Origin of the sequence: Agrobacterium sp. NPDC089420 (genome assembly GCF_044900305.1) — a bacterium.
Classification (GTDB): Bacteria; Pseudomonadota; Alphaproteobacteria; order Rhizobiales; family Rhizobiaceae; genus Agrobacterium.
Map to the genome: position 1 here is coordinate 21926 of NZ_JBJDMY010000024.1, position 18014 is coordinate 39939.

Consider the following 18014-nt stretch of genomic DNA (forward strand, 5'->3'; position numbering starts at 1 on the left):
GCCTCTCCCATCACGACCATAGGAAAAACATTCGACATGTCAGCCGCTTCTGCCAACACCCCCGAAATCAAGCTTCAGGTCCAGGGCCTTGCAAAACTTTACGGCCGGACCATCGCACTCGATCACGTCGATCTCGAGGTGCGCAGGGGTGAGCTCCTCACACTGCTGGGGCCTTCGGGATCCGGCAAAACCACGCTGCTGCAGCTCATCTGCGGTCTGCAGGATCCGACCTCCGGCAACGTCATCATTGATGGCAAGGATCAGACCCATGCGCCGGTCAACAAACGCGACATTGGAGTCGTTTTCCAGAACTACGCCCTGTTTCCGCATATGTCGGTTGCTGAAAATGTTGGCTTTGCGCTGAAGATGCGAAGCCTTCCAAAGGCCGAAATCGATGCAAAGGTTGGCAGGGCACTGGAAACCGTGGGGCTTGCCCACGCAGCCGATCGCTACCCCTCGCAGCTTTCCGGTGGTCAGCAGCAACGTGTCGCACTTGCCCGCTGCCTCGTCTACGATCCCGCGATCATCCTGATGGATGAACCGCTTGGCGCCCTTGATGCGAAACTGCGCGAGGTGATGCAGATCGAAATCAAGCGTATTCACCGTGAAACGGGCGCGACAATCATTTTCGTCACTCACGACCAGCAGGAAGCTCTGGCGCTTTCCGATCGCATCTGCCTGATGAATAACGGCAAGATCGCCCAGCTCGGTACGCCGCGGCAGATGTATGATGAGCCTGAGAACCTGTTTGTTGCAGACTTTATCGGCGTTTCGTCGATCATTCGCGGTACGGTGAAGGCAGGCGCCCTTGCAACCGCGATCGGAACTTTACCAATTGCAGGCGAGGCGCCTGCGGATGGAACAAAGGCTGCTTTGGTAGTCCGGCCAGAGGCGATTACGCTTGGTGAAGGCTTCTGTGAAGGCCGTGTGCGCGAAACTGTTTATGGCGGGTCGGAGTTGCGCGTCATTATCGATGCCGAAAGGCAGGAAATCATCGCTCGCGCCCCTGCTCAGGCCGGAGACGTCGCAGTTGGTTCGACCGTCCGTTTCGGATGGCCCCCACAATCCGCCCGGCTTCTCGTTGACAGGGACTAATTCTCATCATGACAGCTTTGCGTTTCCTCTATGATTGCGATCCGGGTGCAGATGACGCACTTGCCATGCTTCTGGCGCTCGGGCGGCCGGATGCACTGGACATGATTGCCGTGACGTGCGTCGCGGGCAATGTCGGGCTTGAACCTGTTGTCTCAAACGCGCGGCGTATTCTCGAGCTTTGTGGTCGGCAGGATATCCCGGTTTATTCGGGTGCGGCTCGCCCCATTATGGCATCGCGTGGTCGTGTCTCGATCATGCACGGCTCCGACGGGCTCGCCGGCAGCACACTGCCGGCGCCGGTGACACCTGTTGCTACCGGCCATGCGGCCAACGAGATCTCGCGGATCGCCAGGGCTGAGGGCAAGCTGCACATCTGTGCTACCGGGCCGCTGACCAATCTGGCGCTTGCGCTTCTTCTCGACCCGGAACTTCCCGATTTTGTCAGCGCCATCACCATCATGGGTGGCGCCGCATTTTGTCCCGGCAACACCACGCCGCTGGCCGAGTTCAATTTTACGGTCGATCCCCATGCGGCCGCGATCGTCTTCGACAGCGGGATCCCGATTACCATGCTCGGTCTGGATGTCACGCGTCAGGCAACCGTTACCGGCGACATGATCGAGCAGGTGAAGGCCATCGATACGCCCGTTGCCAACGAAGCAGCACATCTGCTGATCAATTACGGTTCCAAGGATCCGTGCCTGCATGATCCAGCTGCGATCGCCTGGCTGCTGAAGCCGGAGATGTTCGATACCGTGCAGTCGCACATCTCCATTTATACCAATAGCGGGCCTGCTGCGGGCCAGGTGATTGCCGCCGTAAGTGAGCGGCATCTTGCGGGCCGCCTACCAAATTGCACATTGGTTACTGGTGTTGATGCGGAAGAGTTTAGAAAACTATTCGTAGATGCTGTTCAAGAAGGTTAGATGGAGAGCGTTGGAAGCTACGCGCACCGTGCCTGACCCAGGTCTGGCAAAGCTCACAAGATATTGGCCGGTCGGCAGTCATCTACGGGTCTTGGGACATCAAGCCGCCGAGACTGGCGATCGAGTCCTTGCGGATTTCAGTCCCGGTGAGAGACTTTGCGGCAAATGGCTGAGAGCCCTCGATGTGAAGGGATCACAGTCATTCCTTTGTATTCCTCTGTAATTCGAAGCGGTGTTATTGAGACCAGCGCAAGGGTTGAGAAGATTGAGCTTGTTATCGTCAAGGGCAAGAGGCCGACCAGAATAAAGGGTGCGACAGCAATGGTGCCAAACGTGGCGATGCCCAAAATTGCGGCGACAACGATTGCCGCGGCGCGCGAAGGGTCTCCGCGGGCGGCAATTATTGCCCGATGAAATCCTATTGGGCCTCTGATGCCGAACCCGAAATTCACGAGAACCCACATTGGAACGAGAATAGAAAAACTATTTCCTTCCGCGAGTGCGTAGGCGAGAATTGCAAGAAACGCGACAGGCACGATCGTTGTACCGGTGCGGATTGTTCTCAAAGTGTCAAATTTCATCGCCAGCCACGCAGACGAATTTGCAGCGAGAATGAATGCTGCGATACCGAAGATCTGCAGGACCACAAAGTCGCTAATCTCCCTGTCCAGAGGGGCGGTCAATACGGCTTGCGCACCGAAGACGAAAACGAGCAGAGCACCCAGCGAGAATGCCTGGCTTGAGGCATAGCTGACAAACTCGATATTTTCAGGATCGCAAGGTGCCCGCTCTGATTTCGCGCGGTGTGCGTCAAACGTGGAAAATACGCTCGCTGTGAAAGAATGGTCGCGCCGACCAGCGCTGCTGGCAGCGCCAATATGAAAAAGGAAGAGCTTCCAACTCCCGATTTCCAGCAGATAGGCTCCGGCGATCGCGGCCAATGCGGGTGCTGGCGATTCGATAGAGCCCAGCCGTCCCATAATTGAAGTTGTCTTTTCTGGTGAGTAGAGACCTTGAATGAAGCCGGGGCCGACAGCGCCTGTCGCGGCAACCATTTCGGCGACACGGTGCGCGCCAGGGGTGGAACGCCACGCATCGTCGCCACCGGGATGTGAAGACGGGACGAAGCCGAAACACTGGCGCGCCCGGAGGCCTGGAACCAACTGATCCACCGCATTCGGGAAATTGTTTTCCTAGGGGCGCGACATTTGGACTGCAATGAGGTTCTGTCGTCAGCGCTTCAACAGGTACATAGTGCCCCGTACGTTATCCGCCGTGATACGGTCGGCAGTCGTTGGAGCAACTGGTGCTTGCCAAGTCGCTATTGTCAAATTGTTCGGCCCACCCGAGCGACCATATCGATGAACCAGCGTAGGCCTGGGTCGGCCATGGCTCGGCGCGTATGGACGAGTTCGATGACAAAAACGGGCACTTCGAACGGAAGCGGAACGATCGCCACACCCGCGCTCGCTGCGAAGCGATAGGCAATACGTCCGGCCATCGTCGCGACGAGGTCGGTGCCCGCAACGGCGAAGGGCACAGCGACGACGTGAGGGAGCGTGACCGCTATGCGGCGTTTGCGGCCTTGCCGTGTCAGCATCGCATCAATCGTGCCTGGAACTCCATCGCCGCCGGTGGACGAGAATAGCGCGTGTGGTAGACGTGTGAACTCGTCTGTGGTGATGATTGCGCCTGCATCGACCCGACGAGCGTCGCGAATGCAGACGAAGTGCTCATCGAACAGCGGGTGCCGTATGACGCGCGCGGAAGCCGGGAGGTGGCCGCCGACCAGCGCATCGATATCACCGCGTTCAAGGCTCGCGACGCTCTCGGCCAGATTGATAATCGGGCGGACCACCAGATCGATGCCTGGCGCCTCGCGCCGAAGTGCCGCCACCAGCGGCGGCACGACGACAAGGTCGCCATAGTCGGTTACGGCAACGGTCAAACGCCGACGAGCCGTCGCCGGCTCGAAGACCGAACCGGCATCGAACACACCCCTGATTTGACCCAGCGCTTCGCTGATCGGCTGCGCGAGCGATAATGCTTTCGCCGTTGGCTGCATGCCGGATACGGAGCGCACGAAAAGTTCATCGGCAAAGAGCCCGCGTAGCCGGGTCAGCGCGCTACTCATTGAAGGTTGTGCCAGACCGATCCGTTGGCCGGCCCGGGTGACGTTGCGCTCCTCCATCAGCGCTTCGAAGGCGACCAGGAGGTTGAGATCGACGGATGCTAAATTCATAAAGACAATAATGCATATAGTAATAATCGATTTCAACAATACATCAGAAAATGGTCATTTGGTGCAGGTGAAGCAAATCGGGCCAGATGCATGCAACTCTCCATCCTCATCCCGCGCGGGCCGACATTGCTGGCTTTGGGTGTGTTCCTTGGCCTTATTTTTCCTGCGCTCGCGGACCTCGCTCATCCGTTGATGCCGGCCACGATTTTCCTTATCGTTCTCGGAACCCTCTTGCGGGTCGACAATCGGGCTGTCGCTGCCGCGTTCCGCCGGCCGTCCCTGTCCATCTTCCTGCCCGCTGTTGTCATGGTCGTGTGCCCGCTGATGGTCGGCGCCGCCGGTCATGCTATCGGACTCAGCCCGGACCTGATACTCGCAATGGTACTGGCCGTCTCCGCCCCGCCGTCCAGCGGCACGACTGCGGTGGCGCGGATGCTCGGCTTCGATGGCGCCGTGCCGCTCGTCGTCACGGTCCTGTCCATGGCGCTTGCGCCCATCTCCGTGCCATTACTTGCAGGCTGGTTTGGAGGACTCGAGCTCAGCCCTTTCGATCTCGCGCTCCGGCTGGCGTTGTTGATCGGCAGCGCGGAGGGCATTGCCTTGCTGTGCCGTCGGCATGCCGCGTCGATGCTGGCAAGTCACGGGCATATGGTCGACGGAATCATCGTTGCAGCACTTTTGGTGTTCGCGCTTGCAACCATGTCTGGTGTCCGCGCGCAGCTCGCCGCAGATATCGAGGCTGCCACGCTCTGCCTCGTGCTCGCGTTCGCCTGCAATATCGCCCTGCAAGCAGCCGGCGCCATGCTGCTATCGGGAAACCTGGCCCGGCGCCTGACTGTCGGGCTTATCCTTGGTAACCGCAATGTTGGTCTGGTCTGGTCGGTGATAGGCGCAGCCGCCTCGCCGCGCATGGCCCTGTATTTCGCGGCGACACAGTTGCCAATCTATATCCTGCCACGCTTGGTCGAAACGCTGATCGGCCTAGAGAAAAACAAGGTGTCTCAATGACCACGACCCATTTCGATGCCGAATTTGCTTCCCGTTTGGCTAAGATCGCTCTCGGCCACGTGCAGCGTGAGTATCCCAATAATGTCGATCATGCCCTTGCCGGGCCACAGGATGCTCTAACCCCAAACGCACTGCATCCGATCTTCTACGGGAGCTACGACTGGCACTCCTGCGTCCACAGCTACTGGATGCTGGCACGATTGCTGCGCCGCTTTCCCGATGGCCACGCTGCAGCTGACATCCGCGCGCTGTTCGACGCACAGTTCGTGCCTGACAAGGTCGCGGTTGAATGTGCGTATTTCGCCCGTCCGACCGCGCGGGGTTTCAAACGGCCCTATGGTTGGGCTTGGCTTCTGAAACTGGCGACTGAACTCGTGCTCCACGCTGAGGATCGCTGGTCGCGCAACCTTGCGCCGCTGGCCGGGGTCATTACGCAGCGCTTTCGCAATTTCCTGCCGCTATTGACCTATCCGGTACGCGTCGGAACGCATTTCAACACTGCGTTCGGCCTGCGCATGGCGGCCGACTATGCGCACGTTACGCAGGATGATGCTTTCGCGGCATTGCTGCACGAAACTGCATTGCGCTGGTACGGGGAAGACACGGACTGCCCCGCCTGGGGCGAGCCGAGCGGCGATGATTTCCAATCCTCGGCGCTGATTGAAGCCGAATGCATGCGTCGCTTGTTACCGCCTGACGTCTTCCTGCCCTGGTTCGACCGGTTCCTGCCGCGGCTGGTTCATAGGGAACCGGCTACACTGTTCAGGCCCGCGACCGTTACCGATCGCACGGATGGGAAGATTGCACATCTTGATGGGCTCAATCTCAGCCGCGCATGGTGCTGGCGCTCACTCGGGAACGCCTTGCCGGAGAATGACGATCGCCGTTCCCTTCTGATTGCGGCGGCTGAAAACCACCTTGCGGCAGGCCTTCCCCACATCGCAGGAGACTATATGGGCGAGCATTGGCTTGCTAGCTTCGCTGTCCTTGCGCTCGACCGGGAGAATTGACAATGCCCCGCGGCGACGGCTCCCCGGAAAGTCTTGCTGCCATAACCCCTGTCGGCAATCAGCGTCTTGGCTGGCGGCAAGGCATTCTGCACGAGACGAGCGTTCAAGCGGGCTCCTCGACCCGATCCTCCGTTTCGCGATGGATGAGGCTCATGATCGCGTAGCTCATCATGTCATAGGCCCCGGTGTTTTCAACTTCGCCCTGAATGCGATAGTCGTTCATCACCACGATCCTGTCGGCGAGTGCGACCATTTCCGGCATGTCGCTGGTGATGACGATCACGGCCGTACCCTGATTGGCCAGATCGCGCAGCAGATCGTGCAGGTAGGCCTTGGTCTTGATGTCGATGCCGACGGAGGGCTCGTCGACGATCAGGATGTTTACCCCGGCGGCGAGCCACTTGGCGACGCTGATTTTCTGCTGATTGCCGCCGGAAAGATTGCCGACGGTCTGCGCAAGGCTCGGCGTCTTGACCTCGAGCCGTTCCAGATAGGGGAGCACGCTGTGCTGCACCCTGGCATCGGACAGGTCGCCGAAAAAGCCGGCCAGCTTGCGCCAGATGACGATGCCTGCATTGGCGAGGACGGAATGCGGCAGAACCAGGCCTTCTCTCTTGCGGTCCTCGCTGACATAACCGAGGCCGTAACGATGGATCGCATCGGCGGCAGAGGTGATGCGGGCCGGCCGGCCGTCGACCAGCACGTCTCCGCCGGTGAGTGCGATGCGGCCCATCACGGCCTTGGCCAGTTCGGTGCGCCCGGCGCCGACAAGGCCATAGAGGCCGAGGATTTCGCCCTTGCGCACGGAAAGATCGATGCTGCGATGCCCGATGGCGGTGGTGACGCCGCGCAGTTCCAGCGCTACCGGATTTTGCGCCACGTCGCGTTTGCGCCAGCTTCCGCTGCTCTCGCCGCGGCCGATCATCAACCGCACCAGATCCTGCCGGCCCAACCCTTGCATGGACCGGCTTTCGCAGGCGTTGACGCCATCGCGGAGCACCGTCACCCGGTCGCAGATTTCCTGCACCTCCTCCAGCTTGTGGCTGACGAAGACGAGGCTGACGCCATTGTCGCGCAGGCGCCTGAGGACGGTGAAGAGCGTATCCGTTTCGCCTGATGTCAGGGATGCGGTCGGTTCGTCCAGCAGCAGCACGCGGCTTTGCAGGGACAGGGCCTTGGCGATTTCGACAAGTTGCATCTGGGCGACGGAGAGGTCCGAAACGGACCTTGCCGGGTCCACATCGAATTGCAGTTCCTCCAGCCAGCGGCGTGCCTTGCGATTGAGGTCGGCATAGTTGATCGGTCGAAGCGCATGGCTGCCGAGGCGTTCCAGATGGATGTTCTCCGCCACCGAAAACCGCGGAATGAGATTGCGCTCCTGGTGTACGACGCCGATGCCCCTGGCGATGGCGTCATGGGTGCTGGAAAGATGGATTTCCTCGCCGTTGACGAGGAGTTGTCCCGCGGTCGGGCGATGCACGCCGGTGATCACCTTGATGAGGGTCGATTTGCCGGCGCCGTTTTCTCCCAGAAGCGCGTGAATGGAGCCCGGCAGCAGCGACAGCGATACGCCGTCGAGCGCCCGCACGCCGGGAAATATCTTTTCGATGCGGCGTGCCTCGAAAATCGGGGAAATACCCATCTTATGTCCTCCCGCCCGTGAGCCGTACCTGACGCAGCCGGTTGACGCCGACGGCGGCGAGGATCAGCGATCCAAGCACGACCTGCACCAGGAAAGGGTCTATCGAAAAAAGCACCAGCGCCTGTGTTATCAGCGCCACGATGACGACGCCGAGAAAGGTCGCGGCGACGCTGACATGGCCGCCGGCGAGAACCGCCCCGCCAATGACGGGCGCTGCGAAAGACAGGATCAGCCAGTCGTCGCCAATGGACGGCTGGCCGATTTGCAGCCGTGCCACCAGCAACATGCCGGCGCTGGCCGCCAGCACGCCGGAGATGGCGTGCGCCAGAATCACGGTGCGGCGCACGGATATGCCCGAAAGGGAGGCCGCGTGCTCGTTGCCGCCCACGGCAAGGATGAAGCGGCCGGCGGGCAGGCGGGCAAGCAGGAACCACAATAGGCCGGCGGCGATCAGCGTCGGAAGCAGCAGCATCGGCACCGGGCCGATCACGGTCGCCGTACCCAGTTCCCTGACGCTGTCGGGAATGCCGTAGAAGGGTTGCGCGCGGGTGATGCCGAGATTGATGCCCTTGTAGATCGACAGGGTGGCAAGGGTGATGACGAAAGCCGAAATACCGGTGACGGAAATCAGCACGCCGTTCGCTACGCCGCAGGCCATGCCGGCCAGGAGAGCGGCGATCGCGGCATAGGGCGCAGGTACGCCCCATACCTCGACCATGCCGGCAAAGGCGACGGCGGAAAGCCCGCCGATGGCGCCCACCGACAGATTCATCTGGCCGATGGCGATGATGATCATCTGTGAAAAGGCGATCAGCACGTTGATGGCGATGGCCAGCAGCAGGATCTGAATGTTGAAGGCCGAAAGAAAGTTCGGGCTGAAGCTGCGGATGACCACGATTGTGATCAGCACGGCCAGAAGCGGCCCGAACCAGTCGGCTTTGGTGAGACGGAAAAGGAATGAGCTTTTCACGACGGTCTCCTCACACAAGATTGCGATAGGCGAGATAGCTGCGGCGCGCCTTGTCCATGAAGACGGCGACCAGCAGCAACAGGCCGAGGAAGGATTGCACCCAGAATTCGCCGAGCTGGAGCAGCAGCAGGCCGCTTGTCAGCAGCGTGACCAGCGCCGCGCCGAGGCAGGTGCCGAGCACCGGCGCCTTGCCGCCGTTCAGCAGCGCCCCGCCAAGCACCGGACCGAGAAAAGCCGGCAGCAGCCAGTCCTGCCCCAGTTGTCCTGCCATGGAAGGAATGGCTGCGCCGTTGCGTGCCACAAGCATCAGCGCCGCGATCGCCGCCAGGGCGCCGGACAGCATGTGGCACAAAACGGTGACCCGCCCGACGCGGATGCCGGAAAGCTCCGCCGCTTCTGGCCGCGCCCCGGCCGCCAGCATCTCGCGTCCCAGCACGCTGCGGCGGTAAAGCCAGACGAGAACCAGCGCGACGACAAACGTGACGAGGAGCAGCGGTGAGACATAGCCGAGAATCTTCATCTTGCCGAAGCTGCCGAACAGCGGCGGCAGGTTGCGATAGGCCTCGGCGCGGGTGAGGAAGATCATGGTGCCGAAAAAGATGCTCATGGTCGCAAGCGTGATGATGAAGCTGTGAAGGCCGGTGCGCACCACGGCAAAGCCGTTGACGAAACCGAGGCCGGCGCCGAGCGCGATGGCGCCGATGAGCGCAGCGGCCCAGTGCAGTTGCAGCACCTCGATTGCATAGCCGCAAAGCATAGCCGCGCAGACCCCGATGGCGCCGACGGCAAGGCTCAATCCGCCGGTGACGATCACCGTCATCATCGACAGGCCGATCATGATGTTGACGGCAGCGCTGCGGCCGAGGGTGAAAAGGTTGAAAGGGCTGAGAAAGCCCTTGGCCGTCAGGCCGAAGATCACGGCGAAGACGGCGATCAGCAGGATCAGGCCGAATTCGTTGGAGGTGAAGATGCGGCCGAGGGGCCTGCCCGCCCGCAGGGATGGCCGGCGCTTTGAAAAATCTTCCGCGGCGGCTGGAATATCATGCGACGACATGGAACGTTCCTTGAAACTTTCGCGATGCGCCCGGCTTGCTGCCAAAACAGGCAGTCCGTTGCGCAATATCGCGCGGGTGCCTGCCGGAGGGACGCGGCGGCGAGACCTCCTCCCTCCGGAGCCGATGCTTATTTGCAATCGAGATAGGTCGCCTCGAAACTGGCGAGCAGCGCTTTCGTGCCTTCGCGCATCGTGTCGACGTAGGTATCGACCTTGCTGGCATCGATGAAGGCGGTGCCTGAATCGATGAACTTCGCCGTCAGCGCGTTGGATTTGAATGGCGCATCCGCCTTCACCTTGCAGCCCGCGCGCAGCCTGTCCACCGCGAAGGAACCGACATAGCCCTGGCCATAGGGGTTCTGGATCATGGTGCCGTCCAGGAAACCGTCCTTGATCGCCTTCAGAACGACCTCGTCATGGTCGATGGCAACCATGCGGATACGCTTGTCGCCGATCCGGCGCAGGGAATTGGCGGCAACCACCGAGGGCACCCAGGCGGAAGCGATGATGCCGTCAACCTCGCCCGCATGGGCGGCGAGATAGGCATTGATCTTTTCTTCCGCCGGCTCCGGCGCGTCGATATCGGCAATGACCTGCACGACCTCATTGCCGGATTCCGACGCGGCCTTGTTGACGGCATCGATGCGAAGCTGGGTGTTGGGGTCGACCAGGAAGCCGGTGAGGTGCAGGATGCGCTTCTTGCCGGAACCCATCACGCGGATCAGTTCCTTGGTGCCGAGATAGGCGGAATTGCCGGTGTCCGTGCCAAGGCAGAAGGCTGCGGCGGACGGGTCCTTGAAGCAGCCGCCGGCGGCGACGACAGGCGCATCGTTCGATGACAGTTCGTCCACCGTGGAGACCGAACCGACGGGATCGCCGGGGAAGATGACAAAACCGTTGTAGCCCTGCGCGAGCGCGCTTTCCAGCAGCTGGTTCTGCAGCGAAAGCTCCCATTTCTGCGGCACCTTGTAATCCGCCGCCTTGAGCTTGAAATCCCTGGCGGCATCGGCGCCCGCCTGTTCCCAGGCGGCAAAATAGGGGTGCGGCCCTCCCGGCACCAGCGCGATCGACGTATCGTCCTCGGCATGGGCGAGGCCGGCGGCACCGACCAGGCCGGAAAGCAAAAGGCCGCTGAGGCCGCGTATCATGACTGTTCTCCTCATTCTCATAAACCTCCTCCAAGGTGTGCGCTTTGCCGCGCGGCGCGATGGCCGGGTTGGAATTTTTGCTGCCCACTTGCCATCGTGGCTTGGACACTATAATACTTGTATCCAAGCTGCAAATGGAATCTTCCATTTCAATTCGAGGGCGTGAACATGAAATTTCCTTCCGCTGCTGCACCATGGTCCGGCGGTCTCGGCAACACACTCGGTGCGACCGGACTTGAAGGTCTGGAACTGGTGCTCGATCGCCACCGCTCCGCCACCGACCAGGTCCATGCGGCATTGAGGCAGGCCATTGTCGATGTGCGGTTGATGCCGGGCAGTCAGATCAGCGAGAATTCCATCTGCCGCCAGTTCTCGGTATCGCGCACGCCGGTTCGTGCCGCCATCCAGAGGCTGTCCGAGGAGGGGCTGGTGGACGTTTATCCCCAGGTCGGCAGCTTCGTCGCGCCGATCCGCCTTGCCGGACTTCAGGACAGCCACTTCATCCGCCGTTCGCTGGAGCTGGCTCTGCTGCGCGAGGTTGCAACGCTGTGGACGCCCGATATGAGCCGCGCCATGCGGGCGGTGGTGGCCGAGCAGGAAGATTTCATCAAGGCAGGCGACGGTGACGGCTTTTTCCGGGCGGATGAGGCGTTTCACCACTTGCTTGGCACCTTTGCCGGTCGCGAGGGCGTCTGGCAGGCGGTCCTTGCCGCCAAGGTTCCGCTGACGCGATTTCAGCGATCCTGGCAGACGGCCGAGCGTCTGCCGGATGTCATTCGTGAACATCTGGCCGTGGTTGATGCGCTGGACCGCGGCGACGCGGGTGGGGCGGAACAGGCTTTGGTCACCCATCTCGACATGATTTTTGTGGCTGTCGAGCGGATGCCGGAAGAGCAGCGCAAGAACCTGACGGCCTGAGCCTATTGGGAGGGGATTGATGGAGTTGAGAAACAGGGTGGCCCTGGTCACGGGTGCGGCCGGCGGTATCGGCGGCGCGATCGTCGCGGCCCTGGCCGCCGCCGGGGCAACGGTTCTGGCCTTTGATCGCGATGCGGCGGTCCTTGCGCGCCTCGGCGCGGAATGCGAGCCGGTCGCCGCCGATCTTGCGGAGCCCGAAGCCGCCGTCGCGGCGGTGCAGGATGTGCTGGCGCGCCACGGGCGCATCGATATTCTGGTCAACAATGCCGGTATTCTGTCGCCGCATAAGCTGGCGGCGACGACGCTGGAGGAATGGCGACGGCTGATGGCCGTCAATCTGGACGCCGCCTTTCTTCTGACCCGCACCATCGCGCCCGCCATGCAGGCGAACCGGTGGGGACGGATCATCAATATCGGTTCCTTCGCCGCGAAGTCGGGCGGGCTCACGGCCGGCACCGCCTATTCCGTGTCCAAGGCCGCCCTGGTGGGGCTGACCTTTTCCACGGCCCGCGAGCTGGCGCCTTCAGGCGTGACAGCCAATGCCATCGCGCCCGCCTTCGTCGTGTCGCCGATGATCATGGAGCAGCTTTCCGAGGAGGACAGAAACCGGCAACTTGCCGCCATTCCGGTAGGCCGGTTGTGCGAGCCGGAGGAGGTGGCCCATGCCGTGCGCTTCCTTGCCTCGCCGCTGTCCGGCTTCATGACCGGCGTGGTGCTCGACATGAATGGCGGGCTGCAATTCGGCTGAGGACCCCCCTATGCGCTACGGAATGGTGATCGGGCTGCATGATCATATGGTCGGGGAATACAGGCGGCTTCATGCGGCCGTCTGGCCGGAGGTGCTGGCCGTGCTGTCGGCAAACGACATCCGCAACTTTTCGATTTTCCTGAAGGAGCCGGAGAACCTGCTGTTCGGCACCTTCGATTATGTGGGCGACGACTATGCCGAAGCCGCCCGCCGCATCGATGCCGATCCTGCCTCACAGCGCTGGTATCGGCTGACCGAAACCTGTCAGAAGCCGCTCGGGAGCCGCGGGAGCGGCGAATGGTGGGCCTTCATGGAACCGGTCTTCCACCTCGATTGAAAGGTTGCGCCTTGTCTAATACCCGTCTTTGCCAAACGACCCTTGCCGCCCTGCCGGCCGGCATCGCGGCGCCCGCCTATGACCGCGCCGGCGTGACGCCCGGCATTGTGCATCTGGGTGTCGGCGCCTTCCATCGTGCCCATCAGGCGGTGTTTGTCGATGATTGCCTCAATCGCGGCGAGGCTGGATGGGGCATTGTCGCCGCGTCGCTGCGCAATGCCGACACCCGTGACGCACTGGCGCCGCAGGACAATCTTTATACCTATTGCGAGCGTGACGGACGCGACGAGAGGCTGCGCGTTGTCGGCTCGATCCTCGAAACGCTGGTCGCACCGGAAAGTCCCGCGCGACTGATCGAGCGGCTGTGCGATCCGCGGGTGCGGATCGTGACGCTGACGGTGACGGAAAAGGGGTATCTCGCCAATCTGTCGGAGCGCCGGCTCATGCGCGACCATCCCGACCTTGTTCACGATCTCGAAAATCCTGACGCCCCGCGTTCCATTCATGGTTTCCTGCTGGCGGCGATCCGTCGCCGCCGGGCGGAGGGAGCCGTGCCGCTGACGCTGCTTTCCTGCGACAATCTTCCCGCAAACGGCACGGTGCTGCGCCTGTTATTGACGGAATTCGCCCATATAAGCGATCCCGATCTTGCCGATTATATCGCTAGTGCCGTTTCGTGCCCGTGCGCGATGGTCGACCGGATCGTGCCCGCCACCACTGGCGCCGACCGGCTGGCGGTCGCCCATGGCCTCGGCGTCGCGGATGCCTGGCCGGTCGTTGCCGAACCCTATTTCCGCTGGGTGATCGAAGACCGCTTTCCGCATGGGCGTCCGGGGTTGGAGGCGTCGGGCGTCGAGTTCGTCGACGATGTCGAACCTTATGAGCATATGAAGCTCAGGATGCTGAATGGCGCCCATACCGCCATCGCCGCCATCGGCCAGATCGCCGGGCTTGCAACTGTCACCGACATTTATGCCGAGGTCCGGGTGCGGGCTTTCGTCGACCGCTACTGGCGCGAGGTGGCATCGACCCTGTCGCCGCTTGTCAGTGGCGCCGACTATGTTGCGGGTCTGCGCACACGCTTTGCCAATCCGGCCCTGCGGCACCGTGCCGTGCAGATCGCTTCCGATGCGTCGCAGAAGGTACCGCAGCGCATTCTGGCGCCGCTGCTGGAGCTTCGCCGTGACAACCGAGCCCATGGCGCGGTCATGATGGCGCTTGCTTTATGGATCCGTTCCTGCGCCGCCCGCAACGAAGCCGGAGAGCCGATCATCATCCAGGACCCGGCGTTCAACGGCTGGACGGCGCCTGATCAGGAGTTCCTGCCATCCGAGGCGGTAATCGAACGGTTCCTTGGTTTTGACCGGGTGTTCAGCGCTCCTTGCCGGGCAGAACCGGGTTTCGCGGCGGCCCTGACCGCTGCTTACCACACGATCAGGACCAAAGGTGTATTGACCGCCATCGAGATGGCAGGGTGAGGAGAGACAGATGCAGGAGACATGGCGCTGGTATGGCGAAGCCGACCCGATCACCCTCGAACACGTCCGCCAGACGGGGGCTGCGGGTGTGGTGACCGCGCTGCATGACATTCCGGACGGGACCGCATGGCCGGCGGAAGACATAGCGCGGCGCAGGGCGATGGTCGAGGCCGCCGGGCTGACGTGGTCGGTGTGCGAATCCATTCCGATGGAACAATGCGTCAAGCGCGGCGACGGCGACGCGCCGAAGGCGATCGCCCGGTGGAAGGATACGCTTGCCAATCTCGGACGGGCCGGCATTCCTGTCGTCTGCTACAATTTCATGCCGGTGGTCGACTGGACGCGCACCGATCTGCGATGGCGCACCCATAGGGGCACCGGACTGGCCCTGCGTTTCGAGATGACGGATTTCGTCGCCTATGATGTTTTCATCCTGCGGCGTCCGCAGGCGGCGGACGATTACGATCCCGCCATCGTCGCCCGCGCCGAATTGCGCGCAGGGGCGATGGACGAGGAGGAAAAGCGACTGCTCGAACGCAACATCATCGCCGGCCTTCCCGGCGGGGCGCTGGTGCAGACGCGGGCGTCCATCACCGCGCTGCTGGACAGTTTCAAGGGTCTCGACGCCGCCGCCATGCAGGGCAATCTGATCGCCTTCCTGAAAGAGGTAGTGCCCGTCGCGGAGGAATATGGCGTGCTGCTCGGCATCCATCCCGACGATCCGCCCTTTTCGCTGTTCGGATTGCCGCGCGTCGTCTCGACGCCCCGGGACGTCCGCAATATTCTCGCCGCCGTGGACAGTCCGCATAACGGCATCACGCTCTGCGCCGGTTCCTATGGTTCGCGCGCCGACAACGATGTCGCGGCGATGGCGGCGGAATTTGCGCCGCGCATCAATTTCGCGCATTTGCGCAATGTCACCGTGGAGGCGGACGGGTCGTTCTTCGAGGACGATCATCTGGATGGCGGCGCCGACATGGTGGCGGTGATCGAGGCGCTGCTGCGCGAAGAGCGCCGCCGGGCCGCCGTGGGAGATCGCCGCCCCGCCATTCCCTTCCGTCCGGATCACGGTCATCTGCTTGGTGATGACATCGGCAAGAAGACCAATCCCGGCTACTCCTATATCGGCCGGATGAAAGGGCTCGGCGAGCTTCGCGGCGTCGCCCGCGCCATCGGCCGCCAGCTTGACCGCGAGGGGGCAGGGGCATGAAAAGCCGCGAACTCGGGTCCACTGGCCTTCGCCTCAGCACGCTGTCCTTCGGCGCCGCCGGCATCGGCAATCTCTATCGTGAAGTCTCGCGTGAGGATGCGATGGCGACGCTGGACGCGGCCTGGGACGCCGGTATCCGTTATTTCGATACCGCGCCCCATTACGGTCATGGCCTCTCCGAAAGGCGGCTTGGCGATTTCCTGCGCGACAGGCCCCGGGGCTCCTTCGTGCTGTCGAGCAAGGTTGGCCGGCTGCTCAAACCGGTGGCGGAGAGCGCCGTTCCCGACCATGGTTTCGTGCGGCCGCTGCCCTTCGCGCAGGTGCATGATTACAGCTATGACGGCATCATGCGCTCTTACGAGGACAGCCTGGCGCGACTTGGGCTGAACACGATCGATATCCTCTACATTCACGATCTCGAGGTCACGACGCTGGGAGAGGCGGGTTACGCACGCCATTTCCGCGCGTTTCTCGAAGGTGGCGCGAAGGCGCTGACCGAACTGAAATCCTCCGGCGCGGTGAGGGCGGTCGGGCTTGGCGTCAACGAGGTGCCGGCCTGCCTCAACCTCATCGGCCGTTTTCCGCTCGATGCGATCCTGCTTGCCGGCCGCTACACCCTGCTTGACCGTTCGGCCGAAGCGCAACTTCTCGATCGCTGCCGGCAGGCCGGCACGAGGCTGGTCATCGGCGGTGTCTTCAATTCCGGCATTCTCGCAACCGGCGCACAGCCCGGTGCGACGTTCGATTATACCGAAGCCGCCCCCGCCATCATGGACCGGGTGCGGGCCATGGAGGACGTGGCGGCCGCTGCGGGAACGACGCTTGCCGCCGCCGCCCTGCATTTCCCGTTGCGCGATCCGCTGACGGCAAGTGTGCTGGTCGGCACCGCCAAGCCCGCAAGTCTTCGGCGTAACGCGGCGATCTTCGCTATGCCGGTGCCGCAGGATGCATGGCCGCGCTTTGATGCGCTGGCCATGGCCCGGGAGTGCTGAAAACGCCGCAACCGCAGGGAGCGGACGACAGAGGAGGATGATTATGCGCCGCATCGATTGCCACATGCATTTCTGGACGCTGGCCATGGAGCCGGACTATTCGCATTGGCTCAGCCCCGAACGCAAAGTTCTCTACGGCGATTACGGGCCACGCGACGCCCAGCCGCTGATGGCGCAAAACGGGGTTGAAGGCGTGGTCGTCGTGGCCGCCGCCGCGTCCGACCGTGAAATCGGCTATCTTCTCGGACTGGCCGAAGGCCACGACGTCATCAAGGGTGTCGTGGCCTGGCTCGATCTGACGGATTCCGCCACCCTCGACCGCCTGCCGGTCTGGGCGCGTCACAGCAAGCTCAAGGGCATCCGTCCCTATCTCGAGAACCTGCCGGAGGATGACTGGATACTCAAGCCGGAACTCGACCCCGCCATCCGGGCGATCCAGGCGCTCGGCCTGCGGTTTGATGCCCTGATCAAGCCGCGGCACATTCCCCACATTCTCACATTCGTAGAGCGTTATCCCGATCTTCCGGTCATCATCGATCACATGGCCAAGCCCGATATTGCCGGCGGCGGGCTGGAGCCGTGGAGACGCGACATGGAAAATTTCCGTGATCTTGAACACGTCCATTGCAAACTCTCCGGCATCGTCACCGAAGACGGTCCCGATTGGAGTCCTGAACGCTTACAACCCTATATCGAGGCCGTCATCGATATTTTCGGGCCGCGCCGCCTGGTGTTCGGAAGCGATTGGCCGGTCGTCAACCTTGTCGCCGATTACACCGCCTGGATTGAAACTCTCGGCAGGGCGATATCTTGCCTGACGCGGGCCGATCAACAGAATATATGGGCCTTGAACGGGGAACGCTTTTACGGGCTCTGATGACAAATGGCGGCCTGCCGGAAGCTCGATTCCGCGCCGGAAACCGGTCATGAATCCATTGCATGCGGCGGCAAGGGTAACGGCGGTGGCAACGCCCGTGGTGACCTGCTTTGCATCGGTTCGAGATCGCCGGCCTCACATATTGGCATAAACCGGCCCCTCGCCGCCCTGCGGCGGGACCCAGTTGATGTTCTGGTTGGGGTCCTTGATGTCGCAGGTCTTGCAGTGCACGCAGTTCTGGGCGTTGATGACATAGACTTGCTTGCCATCCTTCTCCACCCATTCGTAGACGCCTGCCGGACAATACCGTGTCGAAGGACCGGCATAGACATCGTGCTCGGAGCGCTTCTGCAATTCCA

18 protein-coding genes are annotated in these 18014 nt (G+C 62.1%); 11 read left to right on the forward strand and 7 right to left on the reverse strand.

Annotated elements, in window-relative coordinates; genetic code table 11:
- Nucleotides 1–36: 36 nt before the first annotated feature.
- Complete coding sequence (locus tag ACI2KA_RS24290; protein WP_404505011.1) at nucleotides 37–1095, forward strand: ABC transporter ATP-binding protein; 1059 nt, start codon at nucleotides 37–39, stop codon at nucleotides 1093–1095.
- Between the two features lie 8 nt (nucleotides 1096–1103).
- Complete coding sequence (locus ACI2KA_RS24295; protein ID WP_404505012.1) at nucleotides 1104–2021, forward strand: nucleoside hydrolase; 918 nt, start codon at nucleotides 1104–1106, stop codon at nucleotides 2019–2021.
- 137 nt (nucleotides 2022–2158) lie between these two features.
- Here the strand turns inward: ACI2KA_RS24295 and ACI2KA_RS24300 are convergent, their stop codons facing one another.
- Both ACI2KA_RS24300 and ACI2KA_RS24305 read right to left on the reverse strand, forming a co-directional pair.
- Complete coding sequence (locus ACI2KA_RS24300; protein WP_404505013.1) at nucleotides 2159–3076, reverse strand: MFS transporter; 918 nt, start codon at nucleotides 3074–3076, stop codon at nucleotides 2159–2161.
- A 272-nt stretch (nucleotides 3077–3348) separates the two neighbouring features.
- Nucleotides 3349–4299 carry a LysR family transcriptional regulator gene (locus ACI2KA_RS24305; protein ID WP_404505015.1) on the reverse strand — a complete coding sequence of 317 codons (951 nt, stop codon included), beginning with the start codon at nucleotides 4297–4299 and terminating at the stop codon, nucleotides 3349–3351.
- A gap of 54 nt (nucleotides 4300–4353) precedes the next feature.
- Between ACI2KA_RS24305 and ACI2KA_RS24310 the strand changes: the two genes are divergently transcribed.
- Together ACI2KA_RS24310 and ACI2KA_RS24315 are read left to right on the forward strand one after the other, a co-directional pair.
- Nucleotides 4354–5271: a hypothetical protein gene (locus tag ACI2KA_RS24310; RefSeq protein ID WP_404505016.1), complete on the forward strand. Its 918-nt coding sequence runs from the start codon at nucleotides 4354–4356 to the stop codon at nucleotides 5269–5271.
- A complete protein-coding gene (locus ACI2KA_RS24315) occupies nucleotides 5268–6281 on the forward strand; it encodes a DUF2891 domain-containing protein (protein WP_404505017.1) in 1014 nt (337 codons plus the stop codon). The genes ACI2KA_RS24310 and ACI2KA_RS24315 overlap by 4 nt, the downstream gene beginning before the upstream one ends.
- A 103-nt stretch (nucleotides 6282–6384) precedes the next feature.
- Here the strand turns inward: ACI2KA_RS24315 and ACI2KA_RS24320 are convergent, their stop codons facing one another.
- The 4 genes from ACI2KA_RS24320 to ACI2KA_RS24335 form a co-directional block, all read right to left on the reverse strand.
- Entirely contained in the window at nucleotides 6385–7923 is a 1539-nt protein-coding gene (locus ACI2KA_RS24320) for a sugar ABC transporter ATP-binding protein (RefSeq protein WP_404505018.1), read from the reverse strand.
- A 1-nt stretch (nucleotide 7924) separates the two neighbouring features.
- Nucleotides 7925–8893 carry an ABC transporter permease gene (locus ACI2KA_RS24325; protein WP_404505019.1) on the reverse strand — a complete coding sequence of 323 codons (969 nt, stop codon included), beginning with the start codon at nucleotides 8891–8893 and terminating at the stop codon, nucleotides 7925–7927.
- A 10-nt stretch (nucleotides 8894–8903) separates the two neighbouring features.
- Entirely contained in the window at nucleotides 8904–9947 is a 1044-nt protein-coding gene (locus ACI2KA_RS24330) for an ABC transporter permease (RefSeq protein WP_404505020.1), read from the reverse strand.
- 128 nt (nucleotides 9948–10075) lie between these two features.
- Complete coding sequence (locus ACI2KA_RS24335) at nucleotides 10076–11095, reverse strand: sugar ABC transporter substrate-binding protein (protein ID WP_404505021.1); 1020 nt, start codon at nucleotides 11093–11095, stop codon at nucleotides 10076–10078.
- Between the two features lie 168 nt (nucleotides 11096–11263).
- Between ACI2KA_RS24335 and ACI2KA_RS24340 the strand changes: the two genes are divergently transcribed.
- Genes ACI2KA_RS24340 through ACI2KA_RS24370 form a run of 7 tightly spaced genes read left to right on the forward strand, consistent with a single transcriptional unit; the run spans nucleotide 11264 to nucleotide 17655 of the window.
- Nucleotides 11264–12013: a GntR family transcriptional regulator gene (locus tag ACI2KA_RS24340; RefSeq protein WP_404505022.1), complete on the forward strand. Its 750-nt coding sequence runs from the start codon at nucleotides 11264–11266 to the stop codon at nucleotides 12011–12013.
- A gap of 19 nt (nucleotides 12014–12032) precedes the next feature.
- Nucleotides 12033–12761, forward strand: coding sequence for an SDR family NAD(P)-dependent oxidoreductase (locus ACI2KA_RS24345; protein ID WP_404505023.1), 729 nt, complete (start codon nucleotides 12033–12035; stop codon nucleotides 12759–12761).
- A gap of 10 nt (nucleotides 12762–12771) precedes the next feature.
- Nucleotides 12772–13098 carry an L-rhamnose mutarotase gene (locus tag ACI2KA_RS24350; RefSeq protein WP_404505024.1) on the forward strand — a complete coding sequence of 109 codons (327 nt, stop codon included), beginning with the start codon at nucleotides 12772–12774 and terminating at the stop codon, nucleotides 13096–13098.
- A gap of 11 nt (nucleotides 13099–13109) precedes the next feature.
- Nucleotides 13110–14576 (forward strand): mannitol dehydrogenase family protein, encoded by a 1467-nt coding sequence (locus ACI2KA_RS24355; protein ID WP_404505025.1) that lies wholly within the window; start codon nucleotides 13110–13112, stop codon nucleotides 14574–14576.
- Between the two features lie 10 nt (nucleotides 14577–14586).
- Nucleotides 14587–15786, forward strand: a complete 1200-nt coding sequence (uxuA, locus tag ACI2KA_RS24360) for a mannonate dehydratase (RefSeq protein WP_404505026.1) — start codon at nucleotides 14587–14589, stop codon at nucleotides 15784–15786.
- Nucleotides 15783–16778, forward strand: a complete 996-nt coding sequence (locus tag ACI2KA_RS24365; protein WP_404505027.1) for an aldo/keto reductase — start codon at nucleotides 15783–15785, stop codon at nucleotides 16776–16778. The genes uxuA and ACI2KA_RS24365 overlap by 4 nt, the downstream gene beginning before the upstream one ends.
- 43 nt (nucleotides 16779–16821) lie before the next feature.
- A complete protein-coding gene (locus tag ACI2KA_RS24370) occupies nucleotides 16822–17655 on the forward strand; it encodes an amidohydrolase family protein (RefSeq protein WP_404505028.1) in 834 nt (277 codons plus the stop codon).
- A gap of 135 nt (nucleotides 17656–17790) precedes the next feature.
- Here the strand turns inward: ACI2KA_RS24370 and ACI2KA_RS24375 are convergent.
- Nucleotides 17791–18014: 4Fe-4S dicluster domain-containing protein (locus ACI2KA_RS24375; protein ID WP_404505029.1), on the reverse strand; the 224-nt coding region annotated here is incomplete at its 5' end.

What these genes read in the sequence shown, in the direction of transcription:
- ACI2KA_RS24295 (WP_404505012.1), top strand. Translation starts at nt 1,104, where the DNA reads ATGACAGCTTTGCGTTTCCTCTATGATTGCGATCCGGGTGCAGATGAC.
- ACI2KA_RS24310 (WP_404505016.1), top strand. Translation starts at nt 4,354, where the DNA reads ATGCAACTCTCCATCCTCATCCCGCGCGGGCCGACATTGCTGGCTTTG.
- ACI2KA_RS24340 (WP_404505022.1), top strand. Translation starts at nt 11,264, where the DNA reads ATGAAATTTCCTTCCGCTGCTGCACCATGGTCCGGCGGTCTCGGCAAC.
- ACI2KA_RS24365 (WP_404505027.1), top strand. Translation starts at nt 15,783, where the DNA reads ATGAAAAGCCGCGAACTCGGGTCCACTGGCCTTCGCCTCAGCACGCTG.
- ACI2KA_RS24330 (WP_404505020.1), bottom strand. Translation starts at nt 9,947, where the DNA reads ATGTCGTCGCATGATATTCCAGCCGCCGCGGAAGATTTTTCAAAGCGC.
- ACI2KA_RS24315 (WP_404505017.1), top strand. Translation starts at nt 5,268, where the DNA reads ATGACCACGACCCATTTCGATGCCGAATTTGCTTCCCGTTTGGCTAAG.
- ACI2KA_RS24335 (WP_404505021.1), bottom strand. Translation starts at nt 11,095, where the DNA reads ATGATACGCGGCCTCAGCGGCCTTTTGCTTTCCGGCCTGGTCGGTGCC.
- ACI2KA_RS24370 (WP_404505028.1), top strand. Translation starts at nt 16,822, where the DNA reads ATGCGCCGCATCGATTGCCACATGCATTTCTGGACGCTGGCCATGGAG.
- ACI2KA_RS24300 (WP_404505013.1), bottom strand. Translation starts at nt 3,076, where the DNA reads ATGGTTGCCGCGACAGGCGCTGTCGGCCCCGGCTTCATTCAAGGTCTC.
- ACI2KA_RS24350 (WP_404505024.1), top strand. Translation starts at nt 12,772, where the DNA reads ATGCGCTACGGAATGGTGATCGGGCTGCATGATCATATGGTCGGGGAA.
- ACI2KA_RS24345 (WP_404505023.1), top strand. Translation starts at nt 12,033, where the DNA reads ATGGAGTTGAGAAACAGGGTGGCCCTGGTCACGGGTGCGGCCGGCGGT.
- ACI2KA_RS24320 (WP_404505018.1), bottom strand. Translation starts at nt 7,923, where the DNA reads ATGGGTATTTCCCCGATTTTCGAGGCACGCCGCATCGAAAAGATATTT.
- ACI2KA_RS24290 (WP_404505011.1), top strand. Translation starts at nt 37, where the DNA reads ATGTCAGCCGCTTCTGCCAACACCCCCGAAATCAAGCTTCAGGTCCAG.
- uxuA (WP_404505026.1), top strand. Translation starts at nt 14,587, where the DNA reads ATGCAGGAGACATGGCGCTGGTATGGCGAAGCCGACCCGATCACCCTC.